Origin of the sequence: Mycobacterium marseillense, assembly GCF_010731675.1 — a bacterium.
GTDB classification, from domain to species: Bacteria; Actinomycetota; Actinomycetes; order Mycobacteriales; family Mycobacteriaceae; genus Mycobacterium; species Mycobacterium marseillense.
Genome location: NZ_AP022584.1, coordinates 2,401,599 through 2,427,805, shown reverse-complemented (window position 1 = coordinate 2,427,805; position 26,207 = coordinate 2,401,599). Strand labels below are relative to the sequence as shown.

General features: G+C 66.9%; 28 protein-coding genes. 15 read left to right on the top strand and 13 right to left on the bottom strand.

Annotated elements, in window-relative coordinates:
- Positions 1-153 precede the first annotated feature (153 nt).
- From G6N26_RS10920 to G6N26_RS10875, 10 genes are read left to right on the top strand one after another with little or no spacing between them, the layout of a single operon-like run.
- Entirely contained in the window at positions 154-1,431 is a 1,278-nt protein-coding gene (locus G6N26_RS10920) for an aromatic ring-hydroxylating oxygenase subunit alpha (protein WP_083019595.1), read from the top strand.
- Positions 1,428-1,763, top strand: coding sequence for a hypothetical protein (locus G6N26_RS10915; protein WP_163648775.1), 336 nt, complete (start codon positions 1,428-1,430; stop codon positions 1,761-1,763). The genes G6N26_RS10920 and G6N26_RS10915 overlap by 4 nt, the downstream gene beginning before the upstream one ends.
- Positions 1,760-3,013, top strand: coding sequence for a metal-dependent hydrolase family protein (locus G6N26_RS10910; protein ID WP_067174469.1), 1,254 nt, complete (start codon positions 1,760-1,762; stop codon positions 3,011-3,013). Before G6N26_RS10915 ends, G6N26_RS10910 begins: the two co-directional genes overlap by 4 nt.
- A gap of 10 nt (positions 3,014-3,023) precedes the next feature.
- Positions 3,024-3,476 (top strand): MarR family winged helix-turn-helix transcriptional regulator, encoded by a 453-nt coding sequence (locus G6N26_RS10905; RefSeq protein ID WP_067174465.1) that lies wholly within the window; start codon positions 3,024-3,026, stop codon positions 3,474-3,476.
- A 55-nt stretch (positions 3,477-3,531) separates the two neighbouring features.
- Positions 3,532-4,626, top strand: coding sequence for a ferredoxin--NADP reductase (locus tag G6N26_RS10900; protein WP_083019597.1), 1,095 nt, complete (start codon positions 3,532-3,534; stop codon positions 4,624-4,626).
- Positions 4,627-4,657: 31 nt separating this feature from the next.
- On the top strand, positions 4,658-5,401 hold the full coding sequence (locus tag G6N26_RS10895; RefSeq protein WP_067174459.1) for an SDR family NAD(P)-dependent oxidoreductase: 744 nt from the start codon (positions 4,658-4,660) through the stop codon (positions 5,399-5,401).
- A 13-nt stretch (positions 5,402-5,414) separates the two neighbouring features.
- Positions 5,415-6,677 (top strand): aromatic ring-hydroxylating oxygenase subunit alpha, encoded by a 1,263-nt coding sequence (locus tag G6N26_RS10890; RefSeq protein WP_083019599.1) that lies wholly within the window; start codon positions 5,415-5,417, stop codon positions 6,675-6,677.
- Entirely contained in the window at positions 6,674-7,012 is a 339-nt protein-coding gene (locus G6N26_RS10885; protein WP_067174446.1) for a hypothetical protein, read from the top strand. Before G6N26_RS10890 ends, G6N26_RS10885 begins: the two co-directional genes overlap by 4 nt.
- Positions 7,013-7,039: 27 nt before the next feature.
- Entirely contained in the window at positions 7,040-7,885 is an 846-nt protein-coding gene (locus G6N26_RS10880) for a TauD/TfdA dioxygenase family protein (protein ID WP_067174435.1), read from the top strand.
- Positions 7,882-8,433, top strand: coding sequence for a carboxymuconolactone decarboxylase family protein (locus tag G6N26_RS10875; RefSeq protein ID WP_067174424.1), 552 nt, complete (start codon positions 7,882-7,884; stop codon positions 8,431-8,433). The genes G6N26_RS10880 and G6N26_RS10875 overlap by 4 nt, the downstream gene beginning before the upstream one ends.
- Before the next feature lie 17 nt (positions 8,434-8,450).
- Here G6N26_RS10875 and G6N26_RS10870 read toward each other — a convergent pair whose 3' ends face one another.
- The 8 genes from G6N26_RS10870 to G6N26_RS10835 form a co-directional block, all read right to left on the bottom strand.
- On the bottom strand, positions 8,451-11,330 hold the full coding sequence (locus G6N26_RS10870; protein WP_139799203.1) for an ATP-binding cassette domain-containing protein: 2,880 nt from the start codon (positions 11,328-11,330) through the stop codon (positions 8,451-8,453).
- Positions 11,331-11,367: 37 nt separating this feature from the next.
- Positions 11,368-12,195 carry a mycofactocin-coupled SDR family oxidoreductase gene (locus G6N26_RS10865; RefSeq protein ID WP_083019601.1) on the bottom strand — a complete coding sequence of 276 codons (828 nt, stop codon included), beginning with the start codon at positions 12,193-12,195 and terminating at the stop codon, positions 11,368-11,370.
- 36 nt (positions 12,196-12,231) lie between these two features.
- Positions 12,232-15,060 carry an MMPL/RND family transporter gene (locus tag G6N26_RS10860; RefSeq protein WP_067174408.1) on the bottom strand — a complete coding sequence of 943 codons (2,829 nt, stop codon included), beginning with the start codon at positions 15,058-15,060 and terminating at the stop codon, positions 12,232-12,234.
- Entirely contained in the window at positions 15,057-15,455 is a 399-nt protein-coding gene (locus G6N26_RS10855; protein ID WP_067174399.1) for an MmpS family transport accessory protein, read from the bottom strand. The genes G6N26_RS10860 and G6N26_RS10855 overlap by 4 nt, the downstream gene beginning before the upstream one ends.
- A gap of 193 nt (positions 15,456-15,648) precedes the next feature.
- Positions 15,649-16,074 (bottom strand): hypothetical protein, encoded by a 426-nt coding sequence (locus G6N26_RS10850; RefSeq protein WP_067174394.1) that lies wholly within the window; start codon positions 16,072-16,074, stop codon positions 15,649-15,651.
- Between the two features lie 77 nt (positions 16,075-16,151).
- Positions 16,152-16,337 (bottom strand): hypothetical protein, encoded by a 186-nt coding sequence (locus G6N26_RS10845; protein ID WP_067174383.1) that lies wholly within the window; start codon positions 16,335-16,337, stop codon positions 16,152-16,154.
- Positions 16,334-17,008 (bottom strand): hypothetical protein, encoded by a 675-nt coding sequence (locus tag G6N26_RS10840; RefSeq protein WP_083019602.1) that lies wholly within the window; start codon positions 17,006-17,008, stop codon positions 16,334-16,336. The genes G6N26_RS10845 and G6N26_RS10840 overlap by 4 nt, the downstream gene beginning before the upstream one ends.
- A gap of 44 nt (positions 17,009-17,052) precedes the next feature.
- Complete coding sequence (locus G6N26_RS10835; RefSeq protein WP_082991531.1) at positions 17,053-17,376, bottom strand: DMT family transporter; 324 nt, start codon at positions 17,374-17,376, stop codon at positions 17,053-17,055.
- A gap of 1 nt (position 17,377) precedes the next feature.
- Here G6N26_RS10835 and G6N26_RS10830 point away from each other — a divergent pair, with 1 nt between their 5' ends.
- From G6N26_RS10830 to G6N26_RS10815, 4 genes are all read left to right on the top strand, one after another.
- The gene (locus G6N26_RS10830; RefSeq protein ID WP_083019604.1) at positions 17,378-18,385 is read left to right on the top strand and encodes an alpha/beta fold hydrolase; all 1,008 of its coding nucleotides are present in this window, start codon (positions 17,378-17,380) and stop codon (positions 18,383-18,385) included.
- Entirely contained in the window at positions 18,382-18,819 is a 438-nt protein-coding gene (locus G6N26_RS10825) for a DoxX family protein (protein ID WP_083019622.1), read from the top strand. Before G6N26_RS10830 ends, G6N26_RS10825 begins: the two co-directional genes overlap by 4 nt.
- Before the next feature lie 61 nt (positions 18,820-18,880).
- Positions 18,881-19,678: an SDR family NAD(P)-dependent oxidoreductase gene (locus G6N26_RS10820; RefSeq protein WP_083019606.1), complete on the top strand. Its 798-nt coding sequence runs from the start codon at positions 18,881-18,883 to the stop codon at positions 19,676-19,678.
- A gap of 4 nt (positions 19,679-19,682) precedes the next feature.
- Positions 19,683-20,648 carry a phosphotransferase family protein gene (locus G6N26_RS10815; RefSeq protein ID WP_083019608.1) on the top strand — a complete coding sequence of 322 codons (966 nt, stop codon included), beginning with the start codon at positions 19,683-19,685 and terminating at the stop codon, positions 20,646-20,648.
- Positions 20,649-20,660: 12 nt separating this feature from the next.
- On the opposite strand, the gene G6N26_RS10810 is transcribed toward G6N26_RS10815, so the two are convergent.
- The gene (locus tag G6N26_RS10810; protein WP_225323333.1) at positions 20,661-20,990 is read right to left on the bottom strand and encodes a hypothetical protein; all 330 of its coding nucleotides are present in this window, start codon (positions 20,988-20,990) and stop codon (positions 20,661-20,663) included.
- 131 nt (positions 20,991-21,121) lie between these two features.
- Here G6N26_RS10810 and G6N26_RS10805 point away from each other — a divergent pair, with 131 nt between their 5' ends.
- Entirely contained in the window at positions 21,122-21,769 is a 648-nt protein-coding gene (locus G6N26_RS10805) for an MspA family porin (protein WP_067174361.1), read from the top strand.
- On the opposite strand, the gene G6N26_RS10800 is transcribed toward G6N26_RS10805, so the two are convergent.
- The 4 genes from G6N26_RS10800 to G6N26_RS10785 are packed head-to-tail and all read right to left on the bottom strand — an operon-like array spanning position 21,766 to position 26,203.
- Positions 21,766-23,061 carry an acyl-CoA dehydrogenase family protein gene (locus G6N26_RS10800; protein WP_083019610.1) on the bottom strand — a complete coding sequence of 432 codons (1,296 nt, stop codon included), beginning with the start codon at positions 23,059-23,061 and terminating at the stop codon, positions 21,766-21,768. The genes G6N26_RS10805 and G6N26_RS10800 overlap by 4 nt on opposite strands.
- Positions 23,062-24,207 (bottom strand): CaiB/BaiF CoA transferase family protein, encoded by a 1,146-nt coding sequence (locus tag G6N26_RS10795; protein WP_163648773.1) that lies wholly within the window; start codon positions 24,205-24,207, stop codon positions 23,062-23,064.
- Positions 24,204-24,998: an enoyl-CoA hydratase/isomerase family protein gene (locus G6N26_RS10790; protein ID WP_067175041.1), complete on the bottom strand. Its 795-nt coding sequence runs from the start codon at positions 24,996-24,998 to the stop codon at positions 24,204-24,206. The genes G6N26_RS10795 and G6N26_RS10790 overlap by 4 nt, the downstream gene beginning before the upstream one ends.
- Complete coding sequence (locus G6N26_RS10785; protein ID WP_264077906.1) at positions 24,995-26,203, bottom strand: acetyl-CoA C-acetyltransferase; 1,209 nt, start codon at positions 26,201-26,203, stop codon at positions 24,995-24,997. The genes G6N26_RS10790 and G6N26_RS10785 overlap by 4 nt, the downstream gene beginning before the upstream one ends.
- Positions 26,204-26,207 lie beyond the last annotated feature (4 nt).

The window sequence follows — 26,207 nt, the reverse complement described above, 5'->3', positions numbered from 1 at the left end:
CTATTGGTGAGACGAGGATATACCGTCGGCCGTGACGGAGCTCTCAGGGATCGGTGAAACCGGTGCGCAGGTGTTGTTTTCGCGCAGGCAGTGCCGCGGTGAGCGGCGGGACGCCTAAGGTTTCGGTGAGATTGGACTGCTTAAGGAGCGATCATGGCTCGATTTCCTAAACCGCCGGAGGGGAGCTGGACTCAGCACTACCCGGAACTGGGCACCGAGCCGGTGTCCTACCAGGACTCGATCAGCCCCGAGATCTATGAGTTGGAACGTGACGCCATCTTCAAGCGTGCCTGGCTCAATGTCGGTCGGGTCGAACAACTTCCGCGCAAAGGTAGTTACCTCACCCGCGAGCTGAAGGTGGTCAACACCTCAATCATCCTGGTTCGCACCACATCTGGCGACATCAAGGCTTATCACAACTTGTGCCGGCACCGCGGCAACAAGCTGGTGTGGAACGACATGCCGCAGGACGAGACAAGCGGAGTGTGCCGGCAGTTCACCTGCAAATACCACGGCTGGCGCTACGACCTGGACGGCAACCTCACCTTCGTGCAGCAGGAGGAGGAATTCTTCGACCTCGACAAGGGCCGCTACGGGTTGGTGCCGGTGCACTGCGACGTGTGGGAAGGGTTCATCTTCGTCAACTTCGCCAAGAAGCCCGAGCAGTCGCTGCGAGAGTTCCTGGGCCCCATGGTCGCCGGGCTGGAGGGCTACCCCTTCGACAAGATGGTCTCGCGCTGGTGCTATCGCTCAGAAGTCAAGGCGAACTGGAAGCTCTACATGGACGCGTTCCAGGAGTTCTATCACGCACCGGTGTTGCACGCGAACCAGTCGCCGACCGCGTACTCAAAGGCCGCCGCGGAGGCGGGCTTTGAAGCCCCGCACTACCGGCTGGACGGCCCGCACCGGCTGGTCAGCACCTCGGGGGTACGGGCGTGGGAGATGGCCGACGAGATGCGCAAGCCGATGGAGGACATCTGCCAGAGCGGGCTGTTCGGGCCGTGGGACAAACCCGACCTGGGCCCGATGCCCGAGGGACTCAACCCGGCGAAATGTGATCCGTGGGGCCTGGATTCGTTCCAGCTGTTTCCCAACTTCGTCATCCTGTTCTGGGGCCAGGGCTGGTATCTGACCTACCACTACTGGCCGACGTCGTACAACAGCCACCTCTTCGAGGGCACGCTGTACTTCCCGGCGCCGCGCACCCCCCGCGAGCGGGTGGCCCAGGAACTGACGGCGGTGTCGTTCAAGGAATACGGGCTGCAGGACGCCAACACGCTGGAGGCGACCCAGACGATGCTCGAGTCCAAGGTGATCGACGAGTTCTTGCTGTGCGACCAGGAGGTCCTGATCCGTCACCTCCATAAGGAGACCGCGGCCTGGATCGATGACTATCGCCGGACGACTAAGCCATCTGCGGCGGGGGTGTGATCGAGATGCCGATGCTGCCCGCCGAATTCGCCGACCTCGAACCGTTCGCCGACTGGTGCCTGGCCAGCGAACCCGAACGCTACGCCAAGAGGCTGGCCAGTTCCATGGTCAAGATGAAGGCCTTCTACGACGCGATCACCCCGCGGGCCGAAGAGGCATTGTCGTTCTGCGACAAGTTCTCTCTCGACGACCTGCCCGACGATGTCGCGAATTTGATGCACCTGCTCTACTCCATGATCATGGTGTCGTTCCCGGTGGAGTGCTGGAAGCAACCCCGCGTCCCCGACTCGGGTGCTTCGACCCTGGACTGCGTGTCCGAGCCGGTTCCATGACCGCAGCGACCGTCCTGCGGGCGGCGCGGTGGGCCGACGTCGTAACGGGCCAGATCCACGCGCCGGCGGTGATCGTGGTCGACGGCGAACGCATATCCGCGATCAATCCCGAAGGGCCGCTGCCGGATTCGGCCACCGTCGTCGACCTCGGCGACGTGACGCTGCTGCCGGGTCTGATGGACATGGAACTCAACCTGCTCATCGGGGGACCCGGCGGGCCGGAAGGACTGCCGTCGCCCATGCACGGTGTGCAGGACGACCCCGCCTATCGCACGTTGCGCGGCGCGGTCAACGCGCGCACCACGCTGGAAGCCGGGTTCACCACGGTGCGCAACCTCGGCCTGATGGTCAAGACCGGCGGGTACCTGCTGGACGTGGCGCTGCAGCGCGCCATCGACCAGGGTTGGCACGTCGGCCCGCGCATCTATCCCGCCGGCCACGCCGTGACCCCGTACGGCGGGCACCTGGATCCCACGGTCTTCCAGCGGTTGGCGCCCGGGGTCATGCCGCTATCGGTGGCCGAGGGCATCGCCAACGGCGTTCCCGACGTGATCGCCTGCGTGCGTTACCAAATCCGGCACGGCGCCAAGCTGATCAAGGTGTCCGCCTCGGGCGGGGTGATGTCGCACAGCACCGCGCCGGGCGCGCAGCAGTATTCCGATGCCGAGTTCGCCGCGATCGCCGACGAAGCCCACCGGGCCGGAGTCCGCGTGGCCGCACACGCCGTCGGCGACACCGCGATCCAGGCCTGCATCCGCGCCGGGATCGACTGCATCGAACACGGCTTCTTGGCCAGTGATGAGACGATCCAGATGATGGTCGATCACGGCACCTTCCTGGTCTCGACCACATATCTGACGGAGGCCATGGCCATCGACCGCATCGCGCCGGAGCTGCGCAAGAAGGCGCTCGAGGTGTTCCCCCGCGCAAAGGCCATGCTGCCCAAGGCCATTGACGCCGGCGTCCGGATCGCGTGCGGCACCGACGCGCCGGCCATCCCGCACGGCCAAAACGCCAAAGAACTGGGCGCACTGGTGCAGCGGGGCATGACTCCCGCGCAGGCAATCCGGGCGGCCACGGTGGTGGCGGCCGAGCTGATCGAGGCCGACGACGAGTTGGGCAGGCTGGCGCCCGGCTATCTCGCCGACATCATCGCGGTGCCGGGGGACCCGTTCGACGACATCGCCAGGACGCTCGACGTCCGCTTTGTCATGAAGAACGGACAGATCTACAAAAGCCCCGCGGCCTAACGGAGGCAGTATGGAACTCACCGACAACATCCTGTGGCTGCTCAAACAGGCCTTCTATTACTCCCTGACCACCATCAACGAGGCGATGCGGGAACACGGCGTGAGCACCGCCCAGATCGGTGTGCTGCGCCAGTTGGCCAACGAACCCGGGTTGTCCGGCGCCGAATTGGCGCGGCGGCTGCTGATCAGCCCCCAAGGCGTCCAGCTCGCGCTCACCGCCCTGGAACGCCGGGCCCTGGTGGAAAGGAAGCAGGACCCCCAGCACGCGCGCATCCTGCGGGCCTACCTCACCGGCGAGGGCCGCAAAGTCGCCGAAACCGTGGTGAACGACGCGATCGCGGCGCACCAGGAGGTGTTCGGCGTGCTGACCGAACAGGAGCAGCGGACGCTGCGCGAATTGCTGGGCCGCGTGGTCGAAAAGGGCACCGGCCATGAGCTGTTCAACGATCACGTCGACGGATGAGGGGCCAGTATCTAGTACTTGATACTAATCGCAAGTAGTTGATACTCTGACGGAGATGGGCGACGACCGCAGCACAGCGAACGCCGGTCCGGCAACGGCGACCGGCGGCGTAGCGGGCGCTGTCGACATTGTCGATGCCCCGGATGGCTTTGTGCCGCTTCGGATCAAGCAGGTGGTGCGCGAAACCTGCGATGCCGTGTCGATCGTTCTCGATGTCCCCCCGGGCAGTGCGACACAGTTCGGCTACCAAGCCGGACAATTCCTGACGCTGCTGGTCCGCCTCGACGGTCGCGAGTACCGGCGGTGCTACTCGATGTCGTCGTCCCCCGCGGTCGGCGACGACCTGCGCATCACGGTCAAGCGCGACCGTGACGGCGCGGTGTCGAACTGGCTCAACGACACCGCCGCGCCCGGCGACCGACTCTACGCCCTGCCCCCGCAGGGCCGCTTCGTCCTGAACGACACCGACCGGAATCTGGTCGCGTTCGCCGGCGGAAGCGGCATCACGCCGGTGTTTTCGCTGTTGCGCACCGCGCTGGCGTCCGGCGCGCGCAACGCACGGCTGTTTTACGCCAACCGAAACCGCGACGCGGTGATCTTCGACGAGGCCCTGGGAACGCTGGAAAGCCGGCACGCCGACCGCTTCGTGGTGCACCACCACCTCGACGACCAACGCGGCTTCGCCACGCAGGCGGACATCGCCGCGTTCGTCGAGAACGCCGACGGCACCGACTTTTACATCTGCGGGCCGAACGAATTCATGGAGACGGTCCGGACCGCCCTCGGCGAGGCGGGCGTACCCACCAATCGCCTGCACATCGAGCACTTCGACGTGACCGATGTCGCAGCGGCGGCACCGCCCGACACCGACGCGGTCACCGACGAGGTCACCATCGTGCTGGACGGGTCGACGACCACCGCGCCGTACTACGCGGGCAACACGTTGCTGCAGACCGCGCGCATGGCGGGGCTGCGGGCGCCGTCCTCGTGTGAAATCGGCTCGTGCGGAACGTGTATGGGCCGCCTGACGCAGGGTAGTGCCCGGATGATCAACAACGATGCGCTCGACCAGGACGAGGTCGACGAGGGCTGGGTGCTGACGTGTCAGGCCGTGCCCACCAGTCCCACGGTGCGGGTGGTCTACGAATGAGCGATAGGTGGCAGACGGTGGAGCGGATGCGATGACCAAGGTGGCGGTGGTGACCGGCGGCGCCTCAGGCATGGGCGAGGCGACATGCCATGAATTGGCCCGGCGTGGCCTCAAAGTCGCCGTCCTCGATGTCAACGAGCATGCGGCACAACGCGTCACCGACGACCTGCGCGCCGAAGGTGCGACCGCGCTCGCGGTGAGCGCCGACGTCACCGATCGCTCCGCCGTCGAGCAGGCATTCGCGAAGGTGCGCAGCGAGCTGGGGCCGGTGACGGTCCTGGTAACCAGCGCCGGGATGTTCGGTTTTTCGCCCTTCCTGGACATCACCGCCGAATCCTGGTCGCGGATCGTGGATGTCAACCTGACCGGCACGTTTCATTGCTGCCAGGTCGCGCTCCCGGACATGGTGGAGGCGAACTGGGGGAGAATTGTGATGATCTCGTCGTCGAGCGCCCAGCGCGGATCCCCGTTCGCCGCCCACTACGCGGCATCCAAAGGCGCGGTGATCACGTTGACCAAGTCGCTGGCCCGCGAATACGCGACACACGGGATCACCGTCAACAACATCCCACCCTCGGGCATCGAGACCCCGATGCAGCACCAGGGCCAGGAGGCCGGGTACCTGCCGTCCAACGAGCAGATCGCCAGCAATATCCCGTTGGGTTACTTGGGCACCGGGGCAGACATCGCGGCCGCGGTGGGATTTTTGTGTTCGGAAGAAGCAAGGTACATCACCGGTCAGGTCTTGGGCGTCAATGGCGGATCGGTGATGTGATAGTGAGGATTCGATGACGAGATCAGGCCGGCCGCCGGAAGGCTCCTGGACCGAGCACTACCCCGAATTGGGAACGGGGCCCATCTCTTTCAGGGACTCGACGTCGCGGAAGTTCTACGAACTCGAGCGGGAAGCGATCTTCAAGCGGGCGTGGCTCAACGTCGCCCGGGTGGAGGAGTTGCCGCGCGTCGGCAGCTACCTGACCAAAGAGATCGAGGTCGTCGGGGCGTCGGTGATCGTGGTCAAAGGCAAAGATGAGCGTATCCGCGCCTTCTACAACGTGTGCCGGCACCGCGGAAACAAATTGGTGTGGAACGACTATCCCGGCGAGGAGACCCGCGGGACGTGCCGGCAGTTCACCTGTAAGTACCACGGCTGGCGCTACGACCTGCAGGGCGCGTTGAAGTTCGTGCAGCAGGAATCGGAGTTCTTCGACCTCGATCCCGCACAGTACGGATTGCGTCCGGTGCACTGCGACGTGTGGAACGGTTTCGTCTTCATCAACTTCGACGCCGAGCCGCGCCAGAGCCTGCGCGAGTTCCTCGGCCCGATGATCACTGGGCTCGACGACTATCCGTTCGCGAAGCTGACCGAACGCTACGACTGGGTGGCGCACAACAACAGCAACTGGAAGATCTTCGCCGACGCCTTCCAGGAGTACTACCACGTGCCGTCGCTGCATTCACAGCAGGTGCCGGCGGAGGTGCGCGACCCCAACGCCGGATTCACCTGTGGGCATTTCCAACTCGACGGCCCGCACCGGCTGGTCTCCACGGCCGGGCGGCGCCGGTGGCTGTTGCCGCCCGAATACATGTACCCGATCGAGCGCGCCACCCGCAGCGGGCTGGTGGGACCGTGGGAGACCCCGGACATCGGCGAATTGCCGGCCGGGCTCAACCCGGGCGGGATCGAGCCCTGGGGGATCAGCAATTTCCAGATCTTCCCGAACATCGAGATTTTGATCTATGGCGGGTGGTATCTGCTGTACCGGTACTGGCCCAGCTCGCACAACACGCACCGGTTCGAGGCCTACACCTACTTCCATCCGGCGCGCACCGTGCGGGAGCGCATCGAGCACGAGGTCGCCTCGGTGGTGCTCAAAGAGTTTGCGCTGCAGGACGCCGGGATGCTCGGCGGGACGCAGGCCGCGCTGGAATACGGCATCGTCGACGAGTTCCCGCTCAACGACCAGGAGATCCTGGTGCGCCATCTGCACAAGGTCGCCGTGGACTGGGTCGAAGCCTATCGGCGCGAACAGGATCCGGTGGGGGTGTGACGATGCCGCCCATGCTGCCCAGCGCATTCGCCGAGCTGGAAGATTACGCCCAAACCTGGTGTCTGGCAACCGAAACCGAGCGCTGGAACGCCCGGGTCAGCGCGTCGATGCCGGAGCTGCACGCCTTCTACGACGCGTTCTTCCCCCGCCTTGAAGAGGCGATCGACTACTGCGACAAGTTCCCGCTCGACAATGTGCCCGACGACGCGCTGAACCTGTTGCACATGATCTATTCGCTGATCATGGTCGCCATGGCGGTGGAGATCATGCATCAACCGGCCCCGGTCGATGCCGCCGATGCGGTCATGATCCGCACCGGCTGGCCGGTGCCCTGATTCATCCCTCCCCGGAAAGGAGCGACCATGGGTCTGCTCACCATCACGAAACTCACCGAATCCGTCGGCGCCGAAGTCGCGGGCCTCGAGCCCACCGCACTGGCCGATGATGACTCGGTAGGGGCGGCGGTGTTGGATGCGTTGGAAGACAACGGGGTTCTGGTCTTCCGCGGACTGCATCTGGACCCTGTGGCCCAGGTCGGGTTCTGCCGCCGCCTCGGCGGAGTCGACCACTCCTCCGACGGCCACCATCCGGTGCCCGGTATCTACCCGATCACCCTGGACAAGTCCAAAAACGCCTCGGCCGCCTACCTGAAGGCCACCTTCGACTGGCACATCGACGGCTGCACGCCGCTGAACGATGAATGCCCCCAGAAGGCCACCGTGCTCTCGGCGGTGCAAGTGGCTGAATGGGGCGGGGAAACCGAATTCGCCAACACCTACGCGGCGTATGACGCCCTGTCCGATGACGAGAAGGACCGGTTCGGGACGCTGCGGGTGGTGCATTCGCTGGAAGCGTCGCAGCGCCGCGTGTATCCCGATCCCTCGCCGGAGCAGGTGCAACGCTGGCGATCTCGGCGTACGCACGAGCACCCCCTGGTGTGGACGCACCGCAGCGGCCGCAAGTCACTCGTGCTCGGCGCCTCCACGGATTACATCGTCGGCATGGATCTCGACGAGGGCCGGGCCCTGTTGGAGGAGCTCCTGGCGCGCGCGACGGTCCCCGAGAAGGTGTACAGCCATAGCTGGTCGGTGGGGGACACCGTCATCTGGGACAACCGCGGCGTGCTGCACCGTGCGGCCCCGTACGACCCGGACTCCCAACGCGAGATGCTGCGCACGACCGTGCTCGGCGACGAGCCGATCGAATGACCGCGGCCGACCAACACCCGCTGCGCCTGACACCGCTGCCCGCCGACGAGTGGAACGAGCGCACCCGCGCCGCCGTAGCGTCCCTGATTCCCGCCGAGCGGGCGAACCCCGTTGGCGCGGGCAATGTTTTGTCGACCATGGTCCGCCACCCCGACCTGACCGCGGCCTACCTGCCGTTCAACGCGTACCTGCTGACGCGTTCGACGCTGTCGCCGCGGGTGCGCGAGGTGGCGCTGCTTCGCGTGGTGCATCACAGCAAGTGCGGTTACCTGTGGTCGCACCACCTTCCGATCGCCGCGCGGGCGGGCCTGTCCGAATCCGAGATCGACGACATTCGGTCCGGGGCCTGCGCCGACCCGACCGACCAGGCCGTGATCCGGGCCGTCGACGATCTCACGGCCGACAGCACCGTCGGCCAAGCAACCTGGGATGAACTGTGCCGGCTGTTCACCCAGCCGCAATGCATGGACCTGGTCTTCACCATTGGCGGCTACTTGCTGCTGGCCTTGGCCGTCAACACTTTCGGCGTCCAAGACGAGCGCGGGTAATCCCGTCAGCGCAGGTGCTAGCGGGCGCCGACCATCGCCAGCTCTATCGCCACGGCCGCGCCGCACACCACCGACGCGACCGAAAGCGCGATCCAGTCATTGAGTTTCGGGCGCGACGGGGCCGCCGAGATCTGGCCGGTGCCGCCACGGGCGGTGATCGCATCGCCCATCTCGTCAGCGCGTCGCAGCGTCACGGTGATGACCGCGACGACCAGGTCGATCACGTCCGCCGCCGGGCGCCGCAGGCGCGCCGACCACGTCCGCGGCGGCTGTTTGGGGCGCAACCGCCGGGCGGCGTAGAGCACCCGGAACTCGTCGATCAGCATCGGGAAGGTGCGCAACGCGAGGGCCAGGGCGACCGACCAGTCGTCGACCGGGATCCGCAGAAAGCGCAGCGGGCGGCCCAAAGTGGCCACGGCCGGGGCGATTTGGGCGACGTTGGTGGTCCATGACACCAGCGCCCCGAGGCCGAGCAGCACGACCGAGAGCACAACGACGCGCAGGAAGTCGAGCAGACCGCCGAGGCCGACCGACACCGGGCCCAGCCGGATCCACGGGCTTCCGCCGGCCACGGCCGCGTTGACGCCGACGAGGGCCAGCAGGACCCACAGCCAGCGCGGCGCCGACGGCAGCACCCCTCGCGGAATGCGCGCCAGCCGGATTCCCGTCACCGCCAGCGCGGCCGTCAGGCCGATCGTCACCCAACCCGGGAAGAACGTCAACAACAACGAGATGGCGAACACCACAAGCAATTTCGTTCCGGCCCACAGCTCGTGCACGGGGGAGCGTCCGGGAACGGGCCGCAACAGCACGACGGGGCGACGGGGCGTCGCGGGCTTGTCCGGCAGGCCTGCGGGATGCCTCTCGCGCGGGGGCGTCGCCGATGTCGGTTCCAGCGCACCGCCGCTCAGGTGCAGGGTGCGCGGGCACAGCTCCTCCAGCCCGGCAAAGTCATGCGAGATGACCACGACGGTCAGGCCGGTGTCCCGGCGCCGTTCCGCCAGCAGCTGGACAAGGCCGCGCTGGCTGGCGGCGTCGAGCCCGGCCAGCGGCTCATCGAGGATCAACACGCGGGGGGAGCGTGCCAGCAGCCCGGCCAGGACCACGCGACGCATCTGCCCGCCGCTGAGCTGGTCGATGCGCCGCTTCGCCAGTCCGGCATCGAGGCCGACCGCGGCCAGCGCCGCCACCACCCGGGCGTGCTCGTGGGGCGAAAAGCCCGCCGCCGACGCCACTTCCAGATCGACACGGCTGCGCATCATTTGGAGGCGCGCCGCCTGAAACTGGATTGCGACCGCACCGACCTGCTGGGAGACGGGCCGCCCGTCGAGCAGACAGGCGCCCGCGGTCGGCACGGTCAGCCCGGCCATGATCCACGCCAGCGTCGACTTGCCCGAGCCGTTGCCGCCGTGGATCAACAGCCCGTCGCCCTCATGGACCGCGAAGCTGACATCGCGCAGTGCGGTCTGAGACCACGGCGTGCCGCTGGCGTATTCGTGTCCGACACAGACGAGTTCGAGCACGGGCGCGCGGGACGGGGGGTCGATCGTGGCAGTCGCCGCTGGCGCGGCCGCGGTCTGGACCAAAGCGGTGTCGCCGGCCGAGCCGCCGAGGTTGATGGTGCGGTCGGCGTACTCGGCCTCGTCGTTGTAGTGCGTGATGTGCACCAGCGCGGTGCGGTGGCGCTCGGTCAGGCCGGACAGGACGCTGAGCAACTGCTCCCGGCCCTGCCGGTCGACCATGCTGGTGACCTCGTCGGCGATCAGCAAGGCCGGCTCCCGCGCCAGCGCGGCGGCCACGGCCAGGCGCTGCAGTTCGCCGCCGGACAGGCTGCCGGTGTCGCGTTCGGCCAGCGCAGCCAGCCCGACCTCGCCGAGCAACCGGTCGACGTCGGTGGTCTGGCCGGGGGGCAGGCCCCAGACCACGTCGTCGGCGACCCGCGTCCCGAGCACCTGGCTTTCCGGGTGCTGCATGACGACCGCGGTGCCGCCGAGCTCGCCGAGACCCACGGACCCGGGGCGTTCGACGGTGCCCGAGGTCGGTTCCCGGCCGGCCAGAATCAACATCAGCGTGGTTTTCCCCGAACCGTTGGCGCCGGTGACCGCCATGTGTTCGCCTGCTCCGACAGCCAGGCTGACCGCACGCAGGGCGTCGTGATCGGTGTGCGGGTAGCGCAGGCGCACCTCGTCGAGCCGCACGGGAACGGGGCCGACGGGCCCGGTGTGCGGCGGCGCGTCCAGCTTGTGCACGTCGGGAACGCCGCGCAGCCGCTCCAGCACCCGCGACAGCGCCCACCAACCGACCACCGAGGCGCCCACGATCACGAAGACCGTGTAGCCGAGGACGAGCCACTGCCAGTAATTCAGCGCGTCGGCGAAGAAGCCTTGGAACTGGTGCGCGGGCGTGCGCAGCTGTGGTACCCGCGCCGCGATCTTGGTGGCGCCGTCCACGGTGGCGCTGGCAGCGTGAAAGACCAACTGCCGGAAGCGGGTCAGGATCGTGAGTGCGATGACCATCCCGGCGCCGACGACGACCGCGGCGCCGAAGGACACCGCGATGACGGTGGGTGTGCCGCGGTGGTGCCGTTTGACGGTCCCGGCCAGCCCGCCGACGTAGGCGCAGAGCGCGATCGCCCCCAACCCGCTCAGGCCGACCACCAAGAAACCGATCACCGCGGCGGCCACCGTCGCGGCGAGTAGCACGCGAATCCGGTAGCGGTAGGCCAACAATCCCATCGGCACACTGCCGAGCAGCCCCAGCCCCCCGCCGTGCGGAAGGACGACCGCGATGATGGCGATTGCCGCGCACAGGGCGCCCATCACCGATGCCTGCGCCAGCTCGCCGGGTCGCAGCGATCCGGTCCGCTGATTCGGCACTCCCGCGCCCGGCCCCCTCACGACACGATTATGCCCGTCGCCGGCGGGGCCGCTCTTATCAGATTTTCAGGTAGCCCTTGTCGGCGGGGATCTGCGCGGCGGTGACGAGCGAGGACGCGTCGCTGGCGAGCCACAGCACGATGTCGGACACCAGGCTTGGGTCGGCGAGTGAGTCGGTGGGCAGGGCGCCGGGGGAGAAGCTGTGAATGTAGGTCTGATGGTCGGCGAACAGTTGCCACATCGAGGGGTCGTTGCCCATCGGGGTGTCGGTGCCGTACGGGTGCACCGAGTTCACCCGGATGCCGTACCCACCGAGCTCGACCGCCAGCGAGTTGGTCATTCCGACCACACCGAACTTGCTCGCGCAGTAATGACCACACCCCGGCACGGCCTTCACGCCCGCGGCCGAGCTGATCGTGATGATGGAGCCCCCATTGCCGGCCTGAATCATCGCGGGCACAGTCGCTTTGATGGTGTTCCACACACCGGTCAGGTTGACGTCGAGGATGTCCTGCCATTGCTGCGCCGAGATCTCCCAGAGTCGGCCCCAATTCAGCACGCCGGCGTTGGCGACGACGATGTCGAGGCGGCCGAACTGCGTGATCGCTTCGTCGACTACCCGCTGTTGCCCCGCGGCGTCTCGGACGTCGACCTGCTCGGCCAGCATCTTGCGGCCTTCGCTTTCCACCAGGCGCGTCGTTTCGGCCAGATCCTCCGGCGTCGAGGCCGGGTAGCCGTTGTGCGCCGCCACCGGAGCGCACGCGTCGATGGCGACGATGTCGGCGCCGGCCCGCGCCAACCGGACGCAATGGGAGCGGCCCTGTCCACGCGCGGCGCCGGTGACGAAGGCGACCCGGCCGGCCAGGGGTGTGTCGTTGGCGCTCATGCGATTTGGGCCTTCCGTGTCGGTGGGATGGGCGGATCAGTGCTGCGGTAGCGGCCGGGAACGCACCAGCGTCGGCCACCAGAACCACGGTCCGAGGATGCGCAGGATGCACGGCACGACGAACGAACGCACGATCAGGGTGTCGAGCAGCAGGCCGATGCACACGGTGGAGCCCACCTGACCGATCGTTCGCAGATCGCTGGTGAGCATGGCCAGCATGGTGAACGCGAACACCAGGCCCGCGGACGTGACCACGCCCCCGGTGCTGCCGAGCGCGCGGATGAGGCCGGTGTGAATGCCGCCGTGCAATTCCTCTTTCACCCTGTTGATCAGCAGCAGGTTGTAGTCGGATCCGACGGCCACCAGGATGATGAACGTCAGCGGCAGCACCAGCCAGTGCAGATGCAGGCCCACGAGGTGCTGCCAGAAGAGTATGGACAGGCCGAACGCCCCGGCGTACGAGAACGCCACGGTTCCGGGAATGACCAAGGCGGCCACCAGACTTCGCGTGATGAACATCATGATCAAGAAGATCAGCACGAACGCCGCGATCGCCGCGATCAGCAGGTCCGACATCGCGTATTGCTTGATGTCCTTGTCGTTGGACCCCGAACCGCCGATGTAGACCCGGGCGCCGGCAAGGGACGTCTCTTTGAGGATCGTCTTGATCGCGTCGGGGAATTGCTCGACGTGCTCCACCCCTTCGGGACCCATCGCGTCCCCCTCGTGGGTGACGATGAAGCGGGCCGCCTTGCCGTCGGGCGACATCATCAACTTCATGCCCGTCTTGACGTCCTCGTTGTCGAAACCCTCGTGCGGGATGTAGAAGTAGTCATCGCTGCGGGACCTGTCGAAGTCGTTGCCCACGTTGATCAGGTCGTCGAACGTCTGGTCGGTCTGGATGGATTGCAGATCCGCCGACCCGTAACTGTTGACCAACTTGAGCTGCAGCGCCTCGGTGTCGTCGGCGGTGGCTTTCAGTTGGGCGATGATCTGCGGGAACGCCTTATCCACTTCCGTGAGTGAGACTCTGGCGTGGTTGATGTCTTCGGCCAGGTGGTCGATGTGGTCGATGGTGTCCCACAGGGACCGGAACGCCCAACAGATGGGGATGTCGAAACAGTGCTTCTCCCAATAGAAGTAGCTCTTGATCGGACGGAAGAAGTCATCGAGATTCGAGACTTCCTCGTTCATCTCTTCGCTGACCCGTTGCAGGTCTTCCACGGTGAGCACCGTCTGGTGCAATTCGTCGGAGACCTTTTGGAAAAAGCCGATCTCCTTGCGCAACACCGCAACGGAGTGCGCCTGGATCTCGGCCTGCGCGTCAGTGTTGGAGTTCTGCTCCCGGTTGAACGGGAGTTGCTGGCCGTTGCCGCTGCCCTGCGTGGTGAACAGGTACGGGATGCTGGCGTGCTCAAGGGCACGGCCCAGGGGTCTGGTCATGCCCTGCACCATCGCTACCCCGTGCAGCCGGATCAGCGCCTTGGCGACCCGGTCCAGCGAGATGAAGTCGGCCGAATTGCGCATGTCGTGGTCGGTTTCGACCATCAGCATCTCGGAGAACAGCTTGCTCTTGGGGAAGTGCCGATCCGCCGCCTGGAAACCCAGATTGGCGGGCGCGCCGGCCGGCTGGTACTGGCGGTCGTCGTAGTTCTGTCGATAAGTGGGGACGAAGATCGCGCCGATCATGACGACCGCGGAGCTGGCCGCCAGGATCGGCACCGGCCAGCGCACCACGCTCGCCCCGATGCGCCGATACAGATATCCCTTGGTGCTGGTTCTCGGGTCGAACATCCCGAAGAGGCTGCCGACGGTCAAGACCGCCGGGCCCAGCGTCATCGCCGCGGCGATGGTGAACAGCATGGTGATCGCGACGGCGGGCCCCATGGTGTGGAAGTAATTCAGTCGCGCAAACGTCAAGCAATAGCAGGCGCCGGCGATCGTCAGGCCGGAGCCGATGATGATGGGCGCCACGCCCTTATAGGCGATGTAGAAGCTGTCCTCCCGGCTTTCGCCGGCCTGCCGCGCCTCGTGGTAGCGGCCCATCAGGAATATGCCGTAATCCGTCCCCGCGCCCAGGGTCAGGGCGATGACGATGTTCACCGCGAACGACGACAGTTCGATGTACCCGTAGTGCCCCAAAGTCGAGACGACGCCCTTCGCGACCAGCATCTCGATGAGGACACCCAGCAAGGGCACCAACAGGGTGGAGGGGGTGCGGTACACGAGCAGCAGCATCACGACGATGAGGATGATCGTGACGATGGTGACGTTGTTGAGGCTGGCGTTGGCGATGGCGAGGGTGTCGGAGGCCAACGGGGCCGCGCCGCTGACATAGACCTTGAGCCCGGGTGGCGGGGTGTCTTTGTTGATGATGTCGCGGACGGCGTCCACGGACTGGTTCGCCTGAATCTGGCCGATATCGCCGGCGAGGCGCAACAGCACGTACGTGCACTTGCCGTCGACGCTTTGCGCCCCCGCCGCGGTGAACGGCTTGCCCCACAGGTCCATTACGTATTGCACGTGTTTGGTGTCGCGTTCGAGGCGACGCATCAGGTCGTCGTAGTACCGGTGATCCTGGTCTCCCAGTTGCCGGTTCGCCTCGAACACCACCATGGTCAGGTTGGTCGAGTTCGATTCCTGAAACTTTTCGCCGATGTGCAGCAGCGCCCGCTGGGAGGGGGCGTAGTGCGGGACCATGGGTCCGGCGAGTTCTTCTGCGACCCGTTCCACTTGGGGCATAAAGGTATTCGTCGTGACCGCGAGCAAGCCCCAGAAGAAGATGATCGGTATCGCGAAAGCGCGGACCATCCTGGGGATGAATGGGCGCTTGACCCCGGGCTCACCGGAGCGGTGCTCGCTCATGCCGATTTCACTCTGCACTGCACGTCGGCGTCCTGATGGTCATCCGATTGTTCGTCGCGGACTACGCCATTGACCAGCATCCGGCAGCCGACCTGACCGCCGTGAACGTGCACCGAAATGCTGCCGGACGCCACCGTGAGCGTGGTGGTCTCCGTGTGGGTCCAGGGCAGCGACGTGAAATCAACCTGATGCGGGTGGCCCTCGATGTCGATGTAGACGAGCTTGCCGCCCTGCCCGGGGGAGCCGAACACCTCATAGGTGAGCCGTTTGGGGTTGAACTGCTCGGGGGCTTGCGGACCATTGACGGTGATGACCGGCTCCGGCTCGGAGAACTGGTGCACCTTGTACATGCACAGCAGGCCCACGCCGACCGCAACGACCGCGACCAACGGCATCCAGATTCGCGCCAGGACAGTCCGCCCGACTGAACGAGGGCCCACTCGATCACCTCTGCAGATTCCGGTTCGCACATCGTGTTCTCGCCGCGGCCCCCGTCACGGAGCCCATACGGATAGTAGACGGTCATGTACTCAACGGACATATGATCGTGCAAAGACCAGTGACAACGCAACCGGAGCGCGCGTCGGGTCAAGGCATTTTCTGCAGCCGCCGCCTCAGACTTGCGCTGCGGCGCAGCTGAATGGCCAGGTTCGTCGAGGTCAGCATGGGGATCACGCCGAGGAAAGTCCGCTCGGAAGGTGTCGCTCCGTGCAAGTGGTACAGGCTGCCGAAGACGAAAAAACAGCTCAACATGAACAGGGCGCCGGGGATGCACAGCGCCATCACCGACCTGCGGTCGGCGACGACCTGTCTGGCGTAGTCCACCTCATCCTGCGACATCGGTTCGCGTTTGCGCACCTTGTGCAAAACCGCTTTGGCGCTGCCGATTTCCTCGCTGATCGGTACGGTCGGCCGGCGCTCCAGGCGATTGACGTAGACGCCGGCGACGGCCGCCAATGTCACCGCCAGTGCGAGGCTGATCGCGGTCAGCAGGCCATACAGACTCGAACTCATTCTCCAGTCCTTGCTCTCGACGGACGGACGAGGCGAAAACTTTGGGAGAACGCTACCCCAATCATGGCGGCGTGACGTCAGCGCTTTCCGGAGTCCCGGTCCTTGAGCACGTCGCGGATGACCAGTCCCACAAGGAACAGCAGGGCGAGCGGAACGAGCAGCTTGAACACGGTCGACGCGTGGCTGTACAGCAAGCCGTAGGCGATCGTTCCGATCAGCACCATGACGAGCAGGATGCCGCGAATGATCTTGTCCGTACTCATTCGGGAACCTCAACTCCTCGATTGGCCTTGCGGTGCTTGCGATTTCGGCGCACGACGAACCAGAGCAGCGCGGCCATCGCCAGGGCAAGGCCGGAAATGACCAGCGTCACCTTCAGCATGGCCCATGCGTCGTGCCTCTCGTGGGCGACCGCAGAGGTGGCCACCGGCGCGTTGGCGGGCACGTGGACGCCGGCCAGCTTGCTGACGAATGCGCTGGTCGTCGCGTACGGATCCGGTCCGTGATCGGTGGCCGACTGATTCATCAATTGATCGACGCTGTCCGCGACGACCTTGGGCACCTGGTAGGCACGGACGTGATAGCCGTGCGAGTCGATGACGACGATGACCCCGCGGAATTTCGGATCCTGCCTCACGAAGGCGTCGTGGATGGCATCCGCCGTGGTCACACCGCTGCTACCGGGGGCCACCGCCGCCACCCAGACCGGCGGTTGGGGGCTCCACGTCCACGGGCCGGCGAGGATCTGCTGATTCAGCTCGTCGACGTTCTGCAGTGGCGGTCTTGCCCCGGGGTCGGTCACCACATGCCTCTCGGCGTTGAACTTCGTTACCAGCTCGTCGGTGTAGGCGTCGGCCGAGGCGCACGGAGCGAGCAGCACTGCCAGCGCCATGGCCAACGGGACGAGGACGAGGCCACGGAATCGATTGGTCACTTTTCTCCTGCTACGAGTCGTTGGGTCGATCCTGGCTGCTGCCCTCAATGGGCGCCACTCAAATTGAGCGTGACCACCCCGGCGATGATCAGACCGACACCGAGAACCTTGGTCAGCGAGATCGACGAGCCCAGGAACAGCACGGCGATCAACACGATGAGGGCCGTGCCGATGGCCGACCACAACGCGTACGCGACGTCGGTCTGCATGCCGCGCGAAATCGACACCGCCAACAGTGCGAAGGAGATGGCGTAACCGAGCAGGCAGACCACGGTCGGCCAGAGCCGGGAGAAACCTTCGGTGCTCTTGAGCAGGCTGGTCGCCACCACTTCCGCGAGGATCGCGCCGAGCAGGTACAGGTAGGTCAACATGCCCGACAACGCTAGCCGCGGGCACGGCGAACCTGACACACTGATCACCCTGGCGCGGCGCCCGTTCGGAAAGGAGTTGCGTGCGATGGCGTTTCCCGCTCACGTGTTGAGCCTTGACGTCAGCGACGCGATCGGCGAACCGGCATCGCTGGCCGCGACCTATTACCCCGCGCGCGCAAACGCGGCGACCGCCGTGCTCGTCTGCCTGCCGGGGGGTACCTACAGCCGCGAATACTGGGACCTCGAGATTCCCGGCCATGACGGGTACAGCTTCGCCGAATTCGCCACCGGGGATGGCTATGCGGTCGTGACGATCGATCCGTTGGGCACCGGCGCAAGCTCACAGCCGGTCCGCGACTTCGATTTCGCCGACATCGCCGCCGCGCTGGCCCGTGCCGTCGCCGCCCTGCCGGACACCATCGGCGTCCACGCGCCGGCGGTGGTCGTGGCGCATTCGCTGGGCGGGTACCTTGCCCTCACCCAACAAGCGCTGTTCGGCAGCTACTCCGGCATGGCGATTCTCGGCTGCACCAATCAGTACGTCGCGCCGCTGAACCTGGATGCGGCATTCATCGCCCGGGCCGGGACTCCGCAGGGGCGCGCCGAGCTCGCCCGCGAGATCGTTTCCGCCTTGCCGCAGCCGTATTTCGAGGGCCCTCGCGAGCATCTGCAGAGCTGGTTTCACCTCGCCGACGTTCCCGCGGCCGTCGTCGCGGCCGACTCCGTCACCGCCAAGTCGGTTGTGCCGCGGGTGTTCGGCACGGCGATGATCCCCGGCGTCGTGGCCGAGCATGCCGCGCGAATCGATGTCCCGGTGCTCGTCGGTTTCGGTGTCGTCGATGTGTCACCGGATCCCCGCGCCGAGGCGGGCCTGTACCGGAGTTGCCCCGACATCACCACCGTGGTGTTGGCCGGCAGCGCGCACTGCCACAACATGGCGTCGAGCCGGCACCGGCTGTGGCGGCGCCTGCTGGACTGGACCGCGACCGTAACGTGTGGATCGTGACGAAGGGTCTCGACCGCCGCCTGTCCCGCCACGCTCCGGCCGTGCTGAGCGTGTTCCGCGTCGTCTACGGTCTGCTGTTTGCCGCGTACGGGTCGAGGAGCCTGTTCAATTGGCCGGTCCGCTCGCCGGTTGTCGTCGAGTTCGGATCCTGGCCCGGCTGGTATGCCGGACTGATCGAGATCGTCGCCGGCGTGCTCGTGGCCGCCGGGTTGTTCACGCGCACCGCCGCGTTCATCGCCTCGGGGCAGATGGCGGTCGCCTACTTCTGGATCCATCAGCCCATGGCCCTCTGGCCCGTCGCCGATCCACCGGGCGGCAACGGCGGAGCGCTGTCGATCCTTTTCTGCTTCGCGTTCTTCCTGCTGATCTTCATCGGCGGGGGTGCCTACTCGATCGACGCCGTGCGCGGGAGGCTTCCCCTCACCCGGCGATAATGGCATTCTCTGATACGGAGAAGCCGTTTCCGACGGCGGGCGGCTCCGGAGGAGGACGACGATGAGCGTGCAGCGGTGCGACGGGATGGTGGCTCTGGTCACCGGAAGCAGCCGGGGCCTGGGCAAGGCGATCGCCACGCGGCTCGCCGAACGCGGAGCCACCGTGGCGCTGACCGCCCGCACGATGGACCCCGATCCCAAATACCAGGGCTCGCTGAGCCAAACGCGCGACGAGATCGTCGCCGCCGGCGGCAAAGCCATTGCGGTCCAAGCGGATCTGTCCCAAGCCGAAGACCGGGAACGGCTTTTCGCCGAGGTGGCCGACGCCGTCGGCGCACCGGACATCCTGGTGAACAACGCCGCCGTGACCTTCCTGCGCCCGCTCGACGGGTTCCCCGAGCGGCGCGCCCGCCTGATGATGGAGATGCACGTCCTCGGCCCGCTGCATCTGTGCCAGTTGGCGATCCCCGCGATGCGCGAGCGCGGGCGCGGCTGGATCCTGAACCTCACCTCGGTGGGCGGCGACCTGCCCCCCGGGCCGCCCTTCTCCGAGTTCGACCGGACCGCGGGCTTCGGCATCTACGGGACGGCCAAGGCCGCGCTCAATCGGTTGACGAAAAGCCTTGCGGCAGAACTGTACGACGACGGGATCGCCGTCAACGCCGCCGCCCCGTCCAACCCGGTCGCCACGCCCGGCGCCGGCACCCTCGACCTGGCCAAGACCGACACCGAAGACATCGCCCTGATCACCGAGACGGCGTTACGGTTGTGCACGGGCGACCCCAAGACCCTGACCGGGCGCATCGCCCACACCCAGCCCTTCCTCGCCGAAGTCGGCTGGACCGCACCGGCCCGCTGACTGAATGAGCAGAGCCGAACTCGACCTGGACGAACTGCACGCCCGCCTCGCCGGTGCGGGCGTCACGGACGTCGCTCCACTGTCCGGGGGCGCCTCGAGCCTGACCTTCGGGGGCGACCTGGATGGCCGGCGTGTGGTGATCAAGGTCGCTCCACCGGGCGTCGAACCGGTCGCGCATCGCGACGTGCTGCGCCAAGCGCGCATCCTCAAAGCCCTTGGCGCGACCAGTGTTCCGGTTCCCGACGTGTTGCGCGAGGACCCGGGAGATCCGCCCGGCACACCCCCGCTGTATGTCATGTCCCAGGTCGACGGCGACTGCGTCGAACCGCTTTTCGACGGATGCGCGTCTTTCGAGGGTGTGACCGATCGGTACCGGAATGCGTGCCGGACCATGGCGGCGCTGCACCGCCTTTCGCCGACGGAACTCGGGCTGGGCTCCGAACCGGTCATCGACCCGGTCGCCGAAGTCCACCGCTGGTCCGACACGCTGCGCACCGTCGATCCGGCGCTGGCGCCCGACTGGCCGAAGGTTCGCGACGCCCTATTGGCGTGCGCACCAAGCGCGATGACGTCGGCCGTGGTGCACGGTGACTTCCGGCTGGGCAACCTGCTCGCCACCGGGTCGCGGGTCAACGCCGTCGTCGATTGGGAAATCTGGTCCATCGGCGATCCGCGCATCGACGTGGGCTGGTTCCTGATCAACTGCGACCCGGACACCTACCGTAGGGTTCCGGCTCCGGACGGGATAGCGCCGCCGACCGCCGACCTCGCCGAGCTCTACCGGGGCGAGTTAGGTTGCGAGGTCAGCGATTTGGGCTGGTTCACCGCCTTGGCGTGTTACAAATCAGTGGCGACGTGGTCGCTGATCGTCAAACACAACCGGCGCAGGCGATCGCCGCGGGCCGAATTGGAAGCCATGGCAGCCACGTTGCCGCGGTTGCTGGCGCGCGCCGAGGCGACGCTGGACTGACGGGACGGCCGATCAACCGCAGTGGGCGGACAGGTTCTCGCAAACCATTCCGACGCCGCCCCCGGTGGTCAACAGCCCGTTTTCGTCATCGTCGATCGGATTGGTCAACGTAGTCGGGAACTGTATCGGCCATTCGTCGATCGACGGGATGTCGGGCTGCTGGCCGGCGTCCGGATTGGCGAGCGCCGTCCCGGTGCCACCGGTTAATGCTGCAAGGAAGGTCGAACCCGCGACCAGTAAGCGAGCGCACCTGCGAAATATCATCGCCACCCTCTCCGTAATCCGCCGGATATGGGAGATTGTCGAAACGCTTCTGCCGATTCTACATTGCGTATCGGTCACGAACGAACAACAAATGTGAACTGCCGGCCAGCAAATTTCATTCGCCGAACTGGACCCTGCGTACGGTTTTGCCCGTGAGGCCGGTAGCCGTCGTCGTTCGTCGTGCCGCGGCTATCGCCGTCTGCCTCGTCATGTCGGTGATCTCGGCGCCGTCGGCCGATTCCGAACCCCAGCTGGGCCCCGCCCCACCCGATGCGGCGCTACCGGCCGGGGCGGTGGTGCCGTCGAATCCTCCCGCGATCCTGAACACCCCGGACGGCTGGACTCTGGGGCTGGGTGCGAAGGACGAGGCGCAGGTTCCGGTGGCACCGCTGACCACCGCCATCTCGTCGCGCGAATACATGTCCAGCGGCATCTTCGTCGGCTCGCTCCGCGGACCCGAAGAGCCGCACGGCGTTCTGGAAGTGGGCTACCAGATCGGTTGCGGTATCGACATGAGCACCTCGAACGGGGTGATCATGGAGGGCGGCGCCGGCATCATCCCCGGCGTCAGCCCGACGTTCGACGCCACCGGCACGCTGCCGCCCCTGCTGCCGTTCGTGTCGACCCCCATCAACGGCGTGATGAGCGTGGGACTCAAGCCCGGCCTGGTGATCGTGGTGCCGGTGATCAAGAAGCAGTTCAAGGGCGCCAATCCCTGGGTGATGATCAGCAACTTCCACGTCAAGATCGACGGGTGTGTGGGCCAGTCGTTCATCCGCTCGTACGCGGTGCTGACCCGGGTGACCGACCTCTCCGACGTGGTGCTGTCCTACGTCGGCGTCACGAAATCGGTTTAGCCGCGGGGGATGCCGGCCAGCTTGTCGGCGAACTTCGCCTCCGCCGCCGCGCGCAGCCGCAATAGATGCTCCGACGGAAACAGGTCGGGCGCGGGTGCGCGGTCCTTCAGCAGCAGCCGGGCCAGCGTCACCTTGTGCACTTCGGTCGGGCCGTCGGCCAGCCCGAGTACGAACGACTCCACCAGGTACTGCACGAAGGGCATCTCGTGGGTGGTGCCCAGCGACCCGTGCAGCTGAAGCGCCCGCGAGGACACGTCGTGCAGCACCTTCTGCATCATCGCCTTGACGGCCGAGATGTCGGCACGCACGGCCTTGTAGTCGTTGAACTGGTCGATCTTCCAAGCGGTTTGCAGCGTCAGCAGCCGGAACGCCTCGATCTCCATCCACGAGTCGGCGACCATCTCCTGCACGAGTTGCTTGTTGGCCAGAACCTCGCCCTGGGTGTAGCGCGACGCCGCACGCTCGCAGATCATGTCGAAGATGCGGCGGACCAGCCCCACGGTGCGCATCGCGTGGTGAATGCGCCCACCGCCCAGGCGGGTCTGTGCGACGACGAAGGCCCCGCCGCGCGGACCCAGCATGTGATCGGCCGGCACCCGGACGTTTTCGTAGCGGACGTAACCTTCGCGCCCGCCGCCGACGGGCTGGTAGCCCAGTCCCACGTCGCGCAGCACGTTGATGCCGGGGGTGTCACCGGGGACGACAAACATCGAGTAGCGCTCATACGGCGGCGCCTCGGGGTCGGTCATCGCCATCACGATGAGGAATGACGCCATGGAGGCGAAGGACGAGAACCACTTCTCCCCGTTGATGATCCAGTGATCCCCGTCTTGGACTGCGGTGGTGCGAAACACCTTCGGATCGGCGCCACCCTGCGGCTCGGTCATCGAGAAGCAGGAGATGATGCGGTTGTCCAGCAGCGGTTCGAGGTAGCGAGCCTTGAGTTCGGGGGTGCCGTAGTGCGCCAGGATTTCGCTGTTGCCGGAGTCGGGCGCCTGCGAGCCGAAGACGATCGGCGCGCACTCCGAGCGCCCGAGAATCTCGTTGAGCAGCGCCAGCTTCACCTGCCCGTAGCCCGGGCCGCCCAGGCGCGGGCCGAGGTGGGTGGCCCACAGCCCGCGCTCCTTGACGATTGCCTGCAGCGGCGGGATCAGCGCCTGGCGCACCGGGTCGCCCAAGTCGTGAGATTCCTTGACGATCAGGTCGATCGGCTCGCATTCTTCGCGGACGAAGGCTTCGACCCAGTCCAGTTGTTCGGCCCATTCCGGGTCGGTGGAAAAGTCCCACGACATTTAGCGCCTCCTGTTGCTCTGTGCCACCACGCCGGAGTCGACGAGTTCGGCGATGGTTTGCGCGTCCAATCCCGCCTCGCGCAGCAGTGCCCGCGTGTGGTCACCCGGCAGCGCGGGGGCCGACGGCGTAGCCGGATGCGTGCGGGAGAACCGGGGGGCCGGGGCGGGCTGGGTGATGCCGTCGAGTTCGATGAAGGTCTGCCGCGCGGCGTGGTGCGGGTGGTGGGGCGCCTCGGTCAGCGAAAGCACCGGTGTCGCACAACATCCCGGCGTGTCGAGGATGCGCGCCCACTCGTCGCGGGGTTTTTCGGCGAAGCGCGCGGCCAGCGCGGCGCGGTGCGCGGCCCACGCCGCCGGCACGTCGTCGTCCTGGGGCACGGTGACGTCGAGGCGATCGCACAGTTCGGCGTAGAACTTCGGCTCCATCGCGCCGACGGCGATGTGGCCGCCGTCGGCCGTGGCGTACACGCCGTAGAAGTGCGCGCCGCCGTCGAGCAGATTGGCTTCGCGTTCGTCCCGCCAGGTGCCGGCCGGCAGCATCCCGAAGTAGGGCGCCAACAGCGCGGCCACGCCGTCGACCATCGCGACGTCGAGCACCTGACCCGCACCGGACTCGCGGGCCTCGAGGATCGCGCTGAGCAGGCCGACCGCCAAAAGCATTCCGCCGCCGCCATAGTCGCCGATCAAATTCAACGGCGGCACCGGCGATTCGGCGGTGCCGATGGCGTGCAACGCGCCCGTGAGGGCCAGGTAGTTGATGTCATGACCGGCGTGACCGGCCAGCGGGCCGTCTTGCCCGTAGCCGGTCATGCGGGCGTAGACCAGGCGCGGGTTGCGGTCGCGCAGCGCGTCCGGCCCGATGCCCAGGCGTTCGGCCACCCCCGGGCGGTACACGTCGACGAAGGCGTCGGCTCCGGCGGCCAGGCGGTGCACCAGGTCGCGGCCACGGGGATCCTTCACGTCGGCGGCGAGCGACCGCTGGCCGCGGCGGACCGTGTAGTCGATCGGCGACGGGCCGTCGGCTCCGGCGACCGCGTCGATGCGGATGACATCGGCGCCCAAGTCGCCCAACAGCATTCCGCAAAACGGAGCGGGCCCCAGCCCGCCCATCATGACGATGCGGACGCCGCGTAGGGGTCCGCTCACTTGCTGTGTCCCGACGACCACTTCTGCCGACGCGCGGCCGCTTCCTCGGTTGCGTGCGTGATCACCTGGTTGCGGTTCTCCAGTTCGAGTGCCGATTCGAAGCTCGCGGCGTCGGTGTTGACCTGCAGGGCGCGCTTGGTGAGTTGGGCCCCGAGCGGGGCATGGCCCGCGATCAGTGAGGCCAACTCCATCGCGCGCCCGGCCAGTCCGGCCGGCTCGACGACCTCGCTGACCAGCCCGCGCCGATCGGCTTCGTCCGCCGACACCGTGCGGCCGGTGAGCATCCAATCGGCGGCCACGCTGGTGCCGACGATGCGCGGCAGGTGATAGCTCATGCCCATCTCGGCGCCCGAGAGTCCCAGCAGGATGGCGGCATTGCCGAAAGTGGCGGTGGCCGAGCAGATTCGGATGTCCGCGGCCAGGCACAAGGCGAGGCCCGCACCGACACAGGGCCCGTTGACGGCGGCGATGACGGGCTGCGCCATGGCCCGCACCGCCTCGGCGAGGGCGGCCATCCTCTCCTGGAAGCGCATCCGGTCCAGCGCCGGCGCGCTGGCCTCGAGCATCGACGGCCCGAAGTCGCGCACGTCGATGCCCGCGCAAAACCCGCGTCCGGCGCCGGTCAGCACCACGGCGCGCACCGCGGAGTCGACGGCCAATTCGCCGAGCAGGTCCCGCAATTCGGTCTGCATCGCCTCGTTGATGGCGTTGAGCCGCTGTGGGCGATTCAGGCGCAGAACGGCGACCCCGTCAGCGGGCCGGTCGAGCTCCAGCGTGGTCGGCACGCTCACACCCGCTCGATGATCGTTGCGGTGCCCATCCCGCCACCCGTGCACATGGTCACCAGTCCGGTTGTCAGATCACGACGTTCGAGTTCGTCGAGAACGGTGCCGATCAGCATGGCGCCGGTGGCGCCGATCGGGTGCCCGAGGGCGATCGCGCCGCCGTTGACGTTGACCACGTCGGGATCGAGGTCGAGATCGCGCATTGTCTTGAGCGGGACCGCCGCGAAGGCTTCGTTGATCTCCCACAGATCGATGTCGGCGACGGTCATGCCCGCGCGTTCCAGGCATCGCTGGGCCGCGGGGCCGGGCGCGGTGAGCATGATGATCGGTTCGCTGCCGATGGTCGCCGTGGCCCGGACCTGCGCCCGCGGGGTCACCCGATGGCTGTGCATCCAGTTGGAGGAGGCAAGCAGCACGGCGGCGGCGCCGTCGACCACGCCGGACGAATTGCCCGCGTGGTGCACGTGATCGATGCGGCCGAGGCCGGGATAGCGTTCGAGGCAGATCTCGTCGAACGTGCGTTGTTCGCCGTCGGCGCACGCGGCTCCCATCGCCTCGAAGGCCGGCTTGAGGCGTGACAGCGTCTCCACGGTGGTGCCCGGGCGGGGATGCTCGTCGCGATCCACGGGGCCGTCGGGCGTGGCCACGTCGACCAGGGAACGATCGAAGCGCCGCTCCTCGATGGCCACGGCGGCGCGGGTCTGGCTCCGGGCGGCGTAGGCGTCGACGGCGTCGCGGGTGAAACCCTCCAGGGTGGCGATCAGATCGGCCGAAATACCTTGAGGGACGGTCGGGTACACCGCGCGAAGATCGGGATTGTTGCCATCGATCGTCGGAACACCGGCCGTCACCCCCCACCGCGACATCGACTCGACGCCACCGGCGACCACCAGATCCTCACCGCCGGCGGCGATGCTGGCCGCCGCAACGGTGACGGCCTGCTGGCCCGAGCCGCAGAACCGGCTCAACGTCATCCCCGGTACCGTCTCCGGCCAGCCCGCCAACAAAACGGACAGGCGGGCGATGTCGTCGCCGTGGTCACCGCTGAGGATGCCGTTGCCGGCGATGACGTCATCGACGTCGACCGGATCGAAGTCGGCCCGCGCGGCGAGCGCGGTGAGGCAGCGGGCGAGCAGGGCCTGGGGGTGAACCGCGTGCAGTCCGCCGTCGGGGCGGCCTCGCCCGCGCGGCGTGCGTACCGCGTCGAGAATCCAG

Bases quoted from the DNA above. Each gene is read 5' to 3' on its own strand.
- G6N26_RS10920 (WP_083019595.1), top strand. From the start codon at position 154: ATGGCTCGATTTCCTAAACCGCCGGAGGGGAGCTGGACTCAGCACTAC.
- G6N26_RS10910 (WP_067174469.1), top strand. From the start codon at position 1,760: ATGACCGCAGCGACCGTCCTGCGGGCGGCGCGGTGGGCCGACGTCGTA.
- G6N26_RS10905 (WP_067174465.1), top strand. From the start codon at position 3,024: ATGGAACTCACCGACAACATCCTGTGGCTGCTCAAACAGGCCTTCTAT.
- G6N26_RS10900 (WP_083019597.1), top strand. From the start codon at position 3,532: ATGGGCGACGACCGCAGCACAGCGAACGCCGGTCCGGCAACGGCGACC.
- G6N26_RS10895 (WP_067174459.1), top strand. From the start codon at position 4,658: ATGACCAAGGTGGCGGTGGTGACCGGCGGCGCCTCAGGCATGGGCGAG.
- G6N26_RS10890 (WP_083019599.1), top strand. From the start codon at position 5,415: ATGACGAGATCAGGCCGGCCGCCGGAAGGCTCCTGGACCGAGCACTAC.
- G6N26_RS10880 (WP_067174435.1), top strand. From the start codon at position 7,040: ATGGGTCTGCTCACCATCACGAAACTCACCGAATCCGTCGGCGCCGAA.
- G6N26_RS10875 (WP_067174424.1), top strand. From the start codon at position 7,882: ATGACCGCGGCCGACCAACACCCGCTGCGCCTGACACCGCTGCCCGCC.
- G6N26_RS10865 (WP_083019601.1), bottom strand. From the start codon at position 12,195: ATGAGCGCCAACGACACACCCCTGGCCGGCCGGGTCGCCTTCGTCACC.
- G6N26_RS10860 (WP_067174408.1), bottom strand. From the start codon at position 15,060: ATGAGCGAGCACCGCTCCGGTGAGCCCGGGGTCAAGCGCCCATTCATC.
- G6N26_RS10855 (WP_067174399.1), bottom strand. From the start codon at position 15,455: ATGCCGTTGGTCGCGGTCGTTGCGGTCGGCGTGGGCCTGCTGTGCATG.
- G6N26_RS10850 (WP_067174394.1), bottom strand. From the start codon at position 16,074: ATGAGTTCGAGTCTGTATGGCCTGCTGACCGCGATCAGCCTCGCACTG.
- G6N26_RS10845 (WP_067174383.1), bottom strand. From the start codon at position 16,337: ATGAGTACGGACAAGATCATTCGCGGCATCCTGCTCGTCATGGTGCTG.
- G6N26_RS10830 (WP_083019604.1), top strand. From the start codon at position 17,378: ATGCCCGACAACGCTAGCCGCGGGCACGGCGAACCTGACACACTGATC.
- G6N26_RS10820 (WP_083019606.1), top strand. From the start codon at position 18,881: ATGAGCGTGCAGCGGTGCGACGGGATGGTGGCTCTGGTCACCGGAAGC.
- G6N26_RS10815 (WP_083019608.1), top strand. From the start codon at position 19,683: ATGAGCAGAGCCGAACTCGACCTGGACGAACTGCACGCCCGCCTCGCC.
- G6N26_RS10805 (WP_067174361.1), top strand. From the start codon at position 21,122: ATGTCGGTGATCTCGGCGCCGTCGGCCGATTCCGAACCCCAGCTGGGC.
- G6N26_RS10800 (WP_083019610.1), bottom strand. From the start codon at position 23,061: ATGTCGTGGGACTTTTCCACCGACCCGGAATGGGCCGAACAACTGGAC.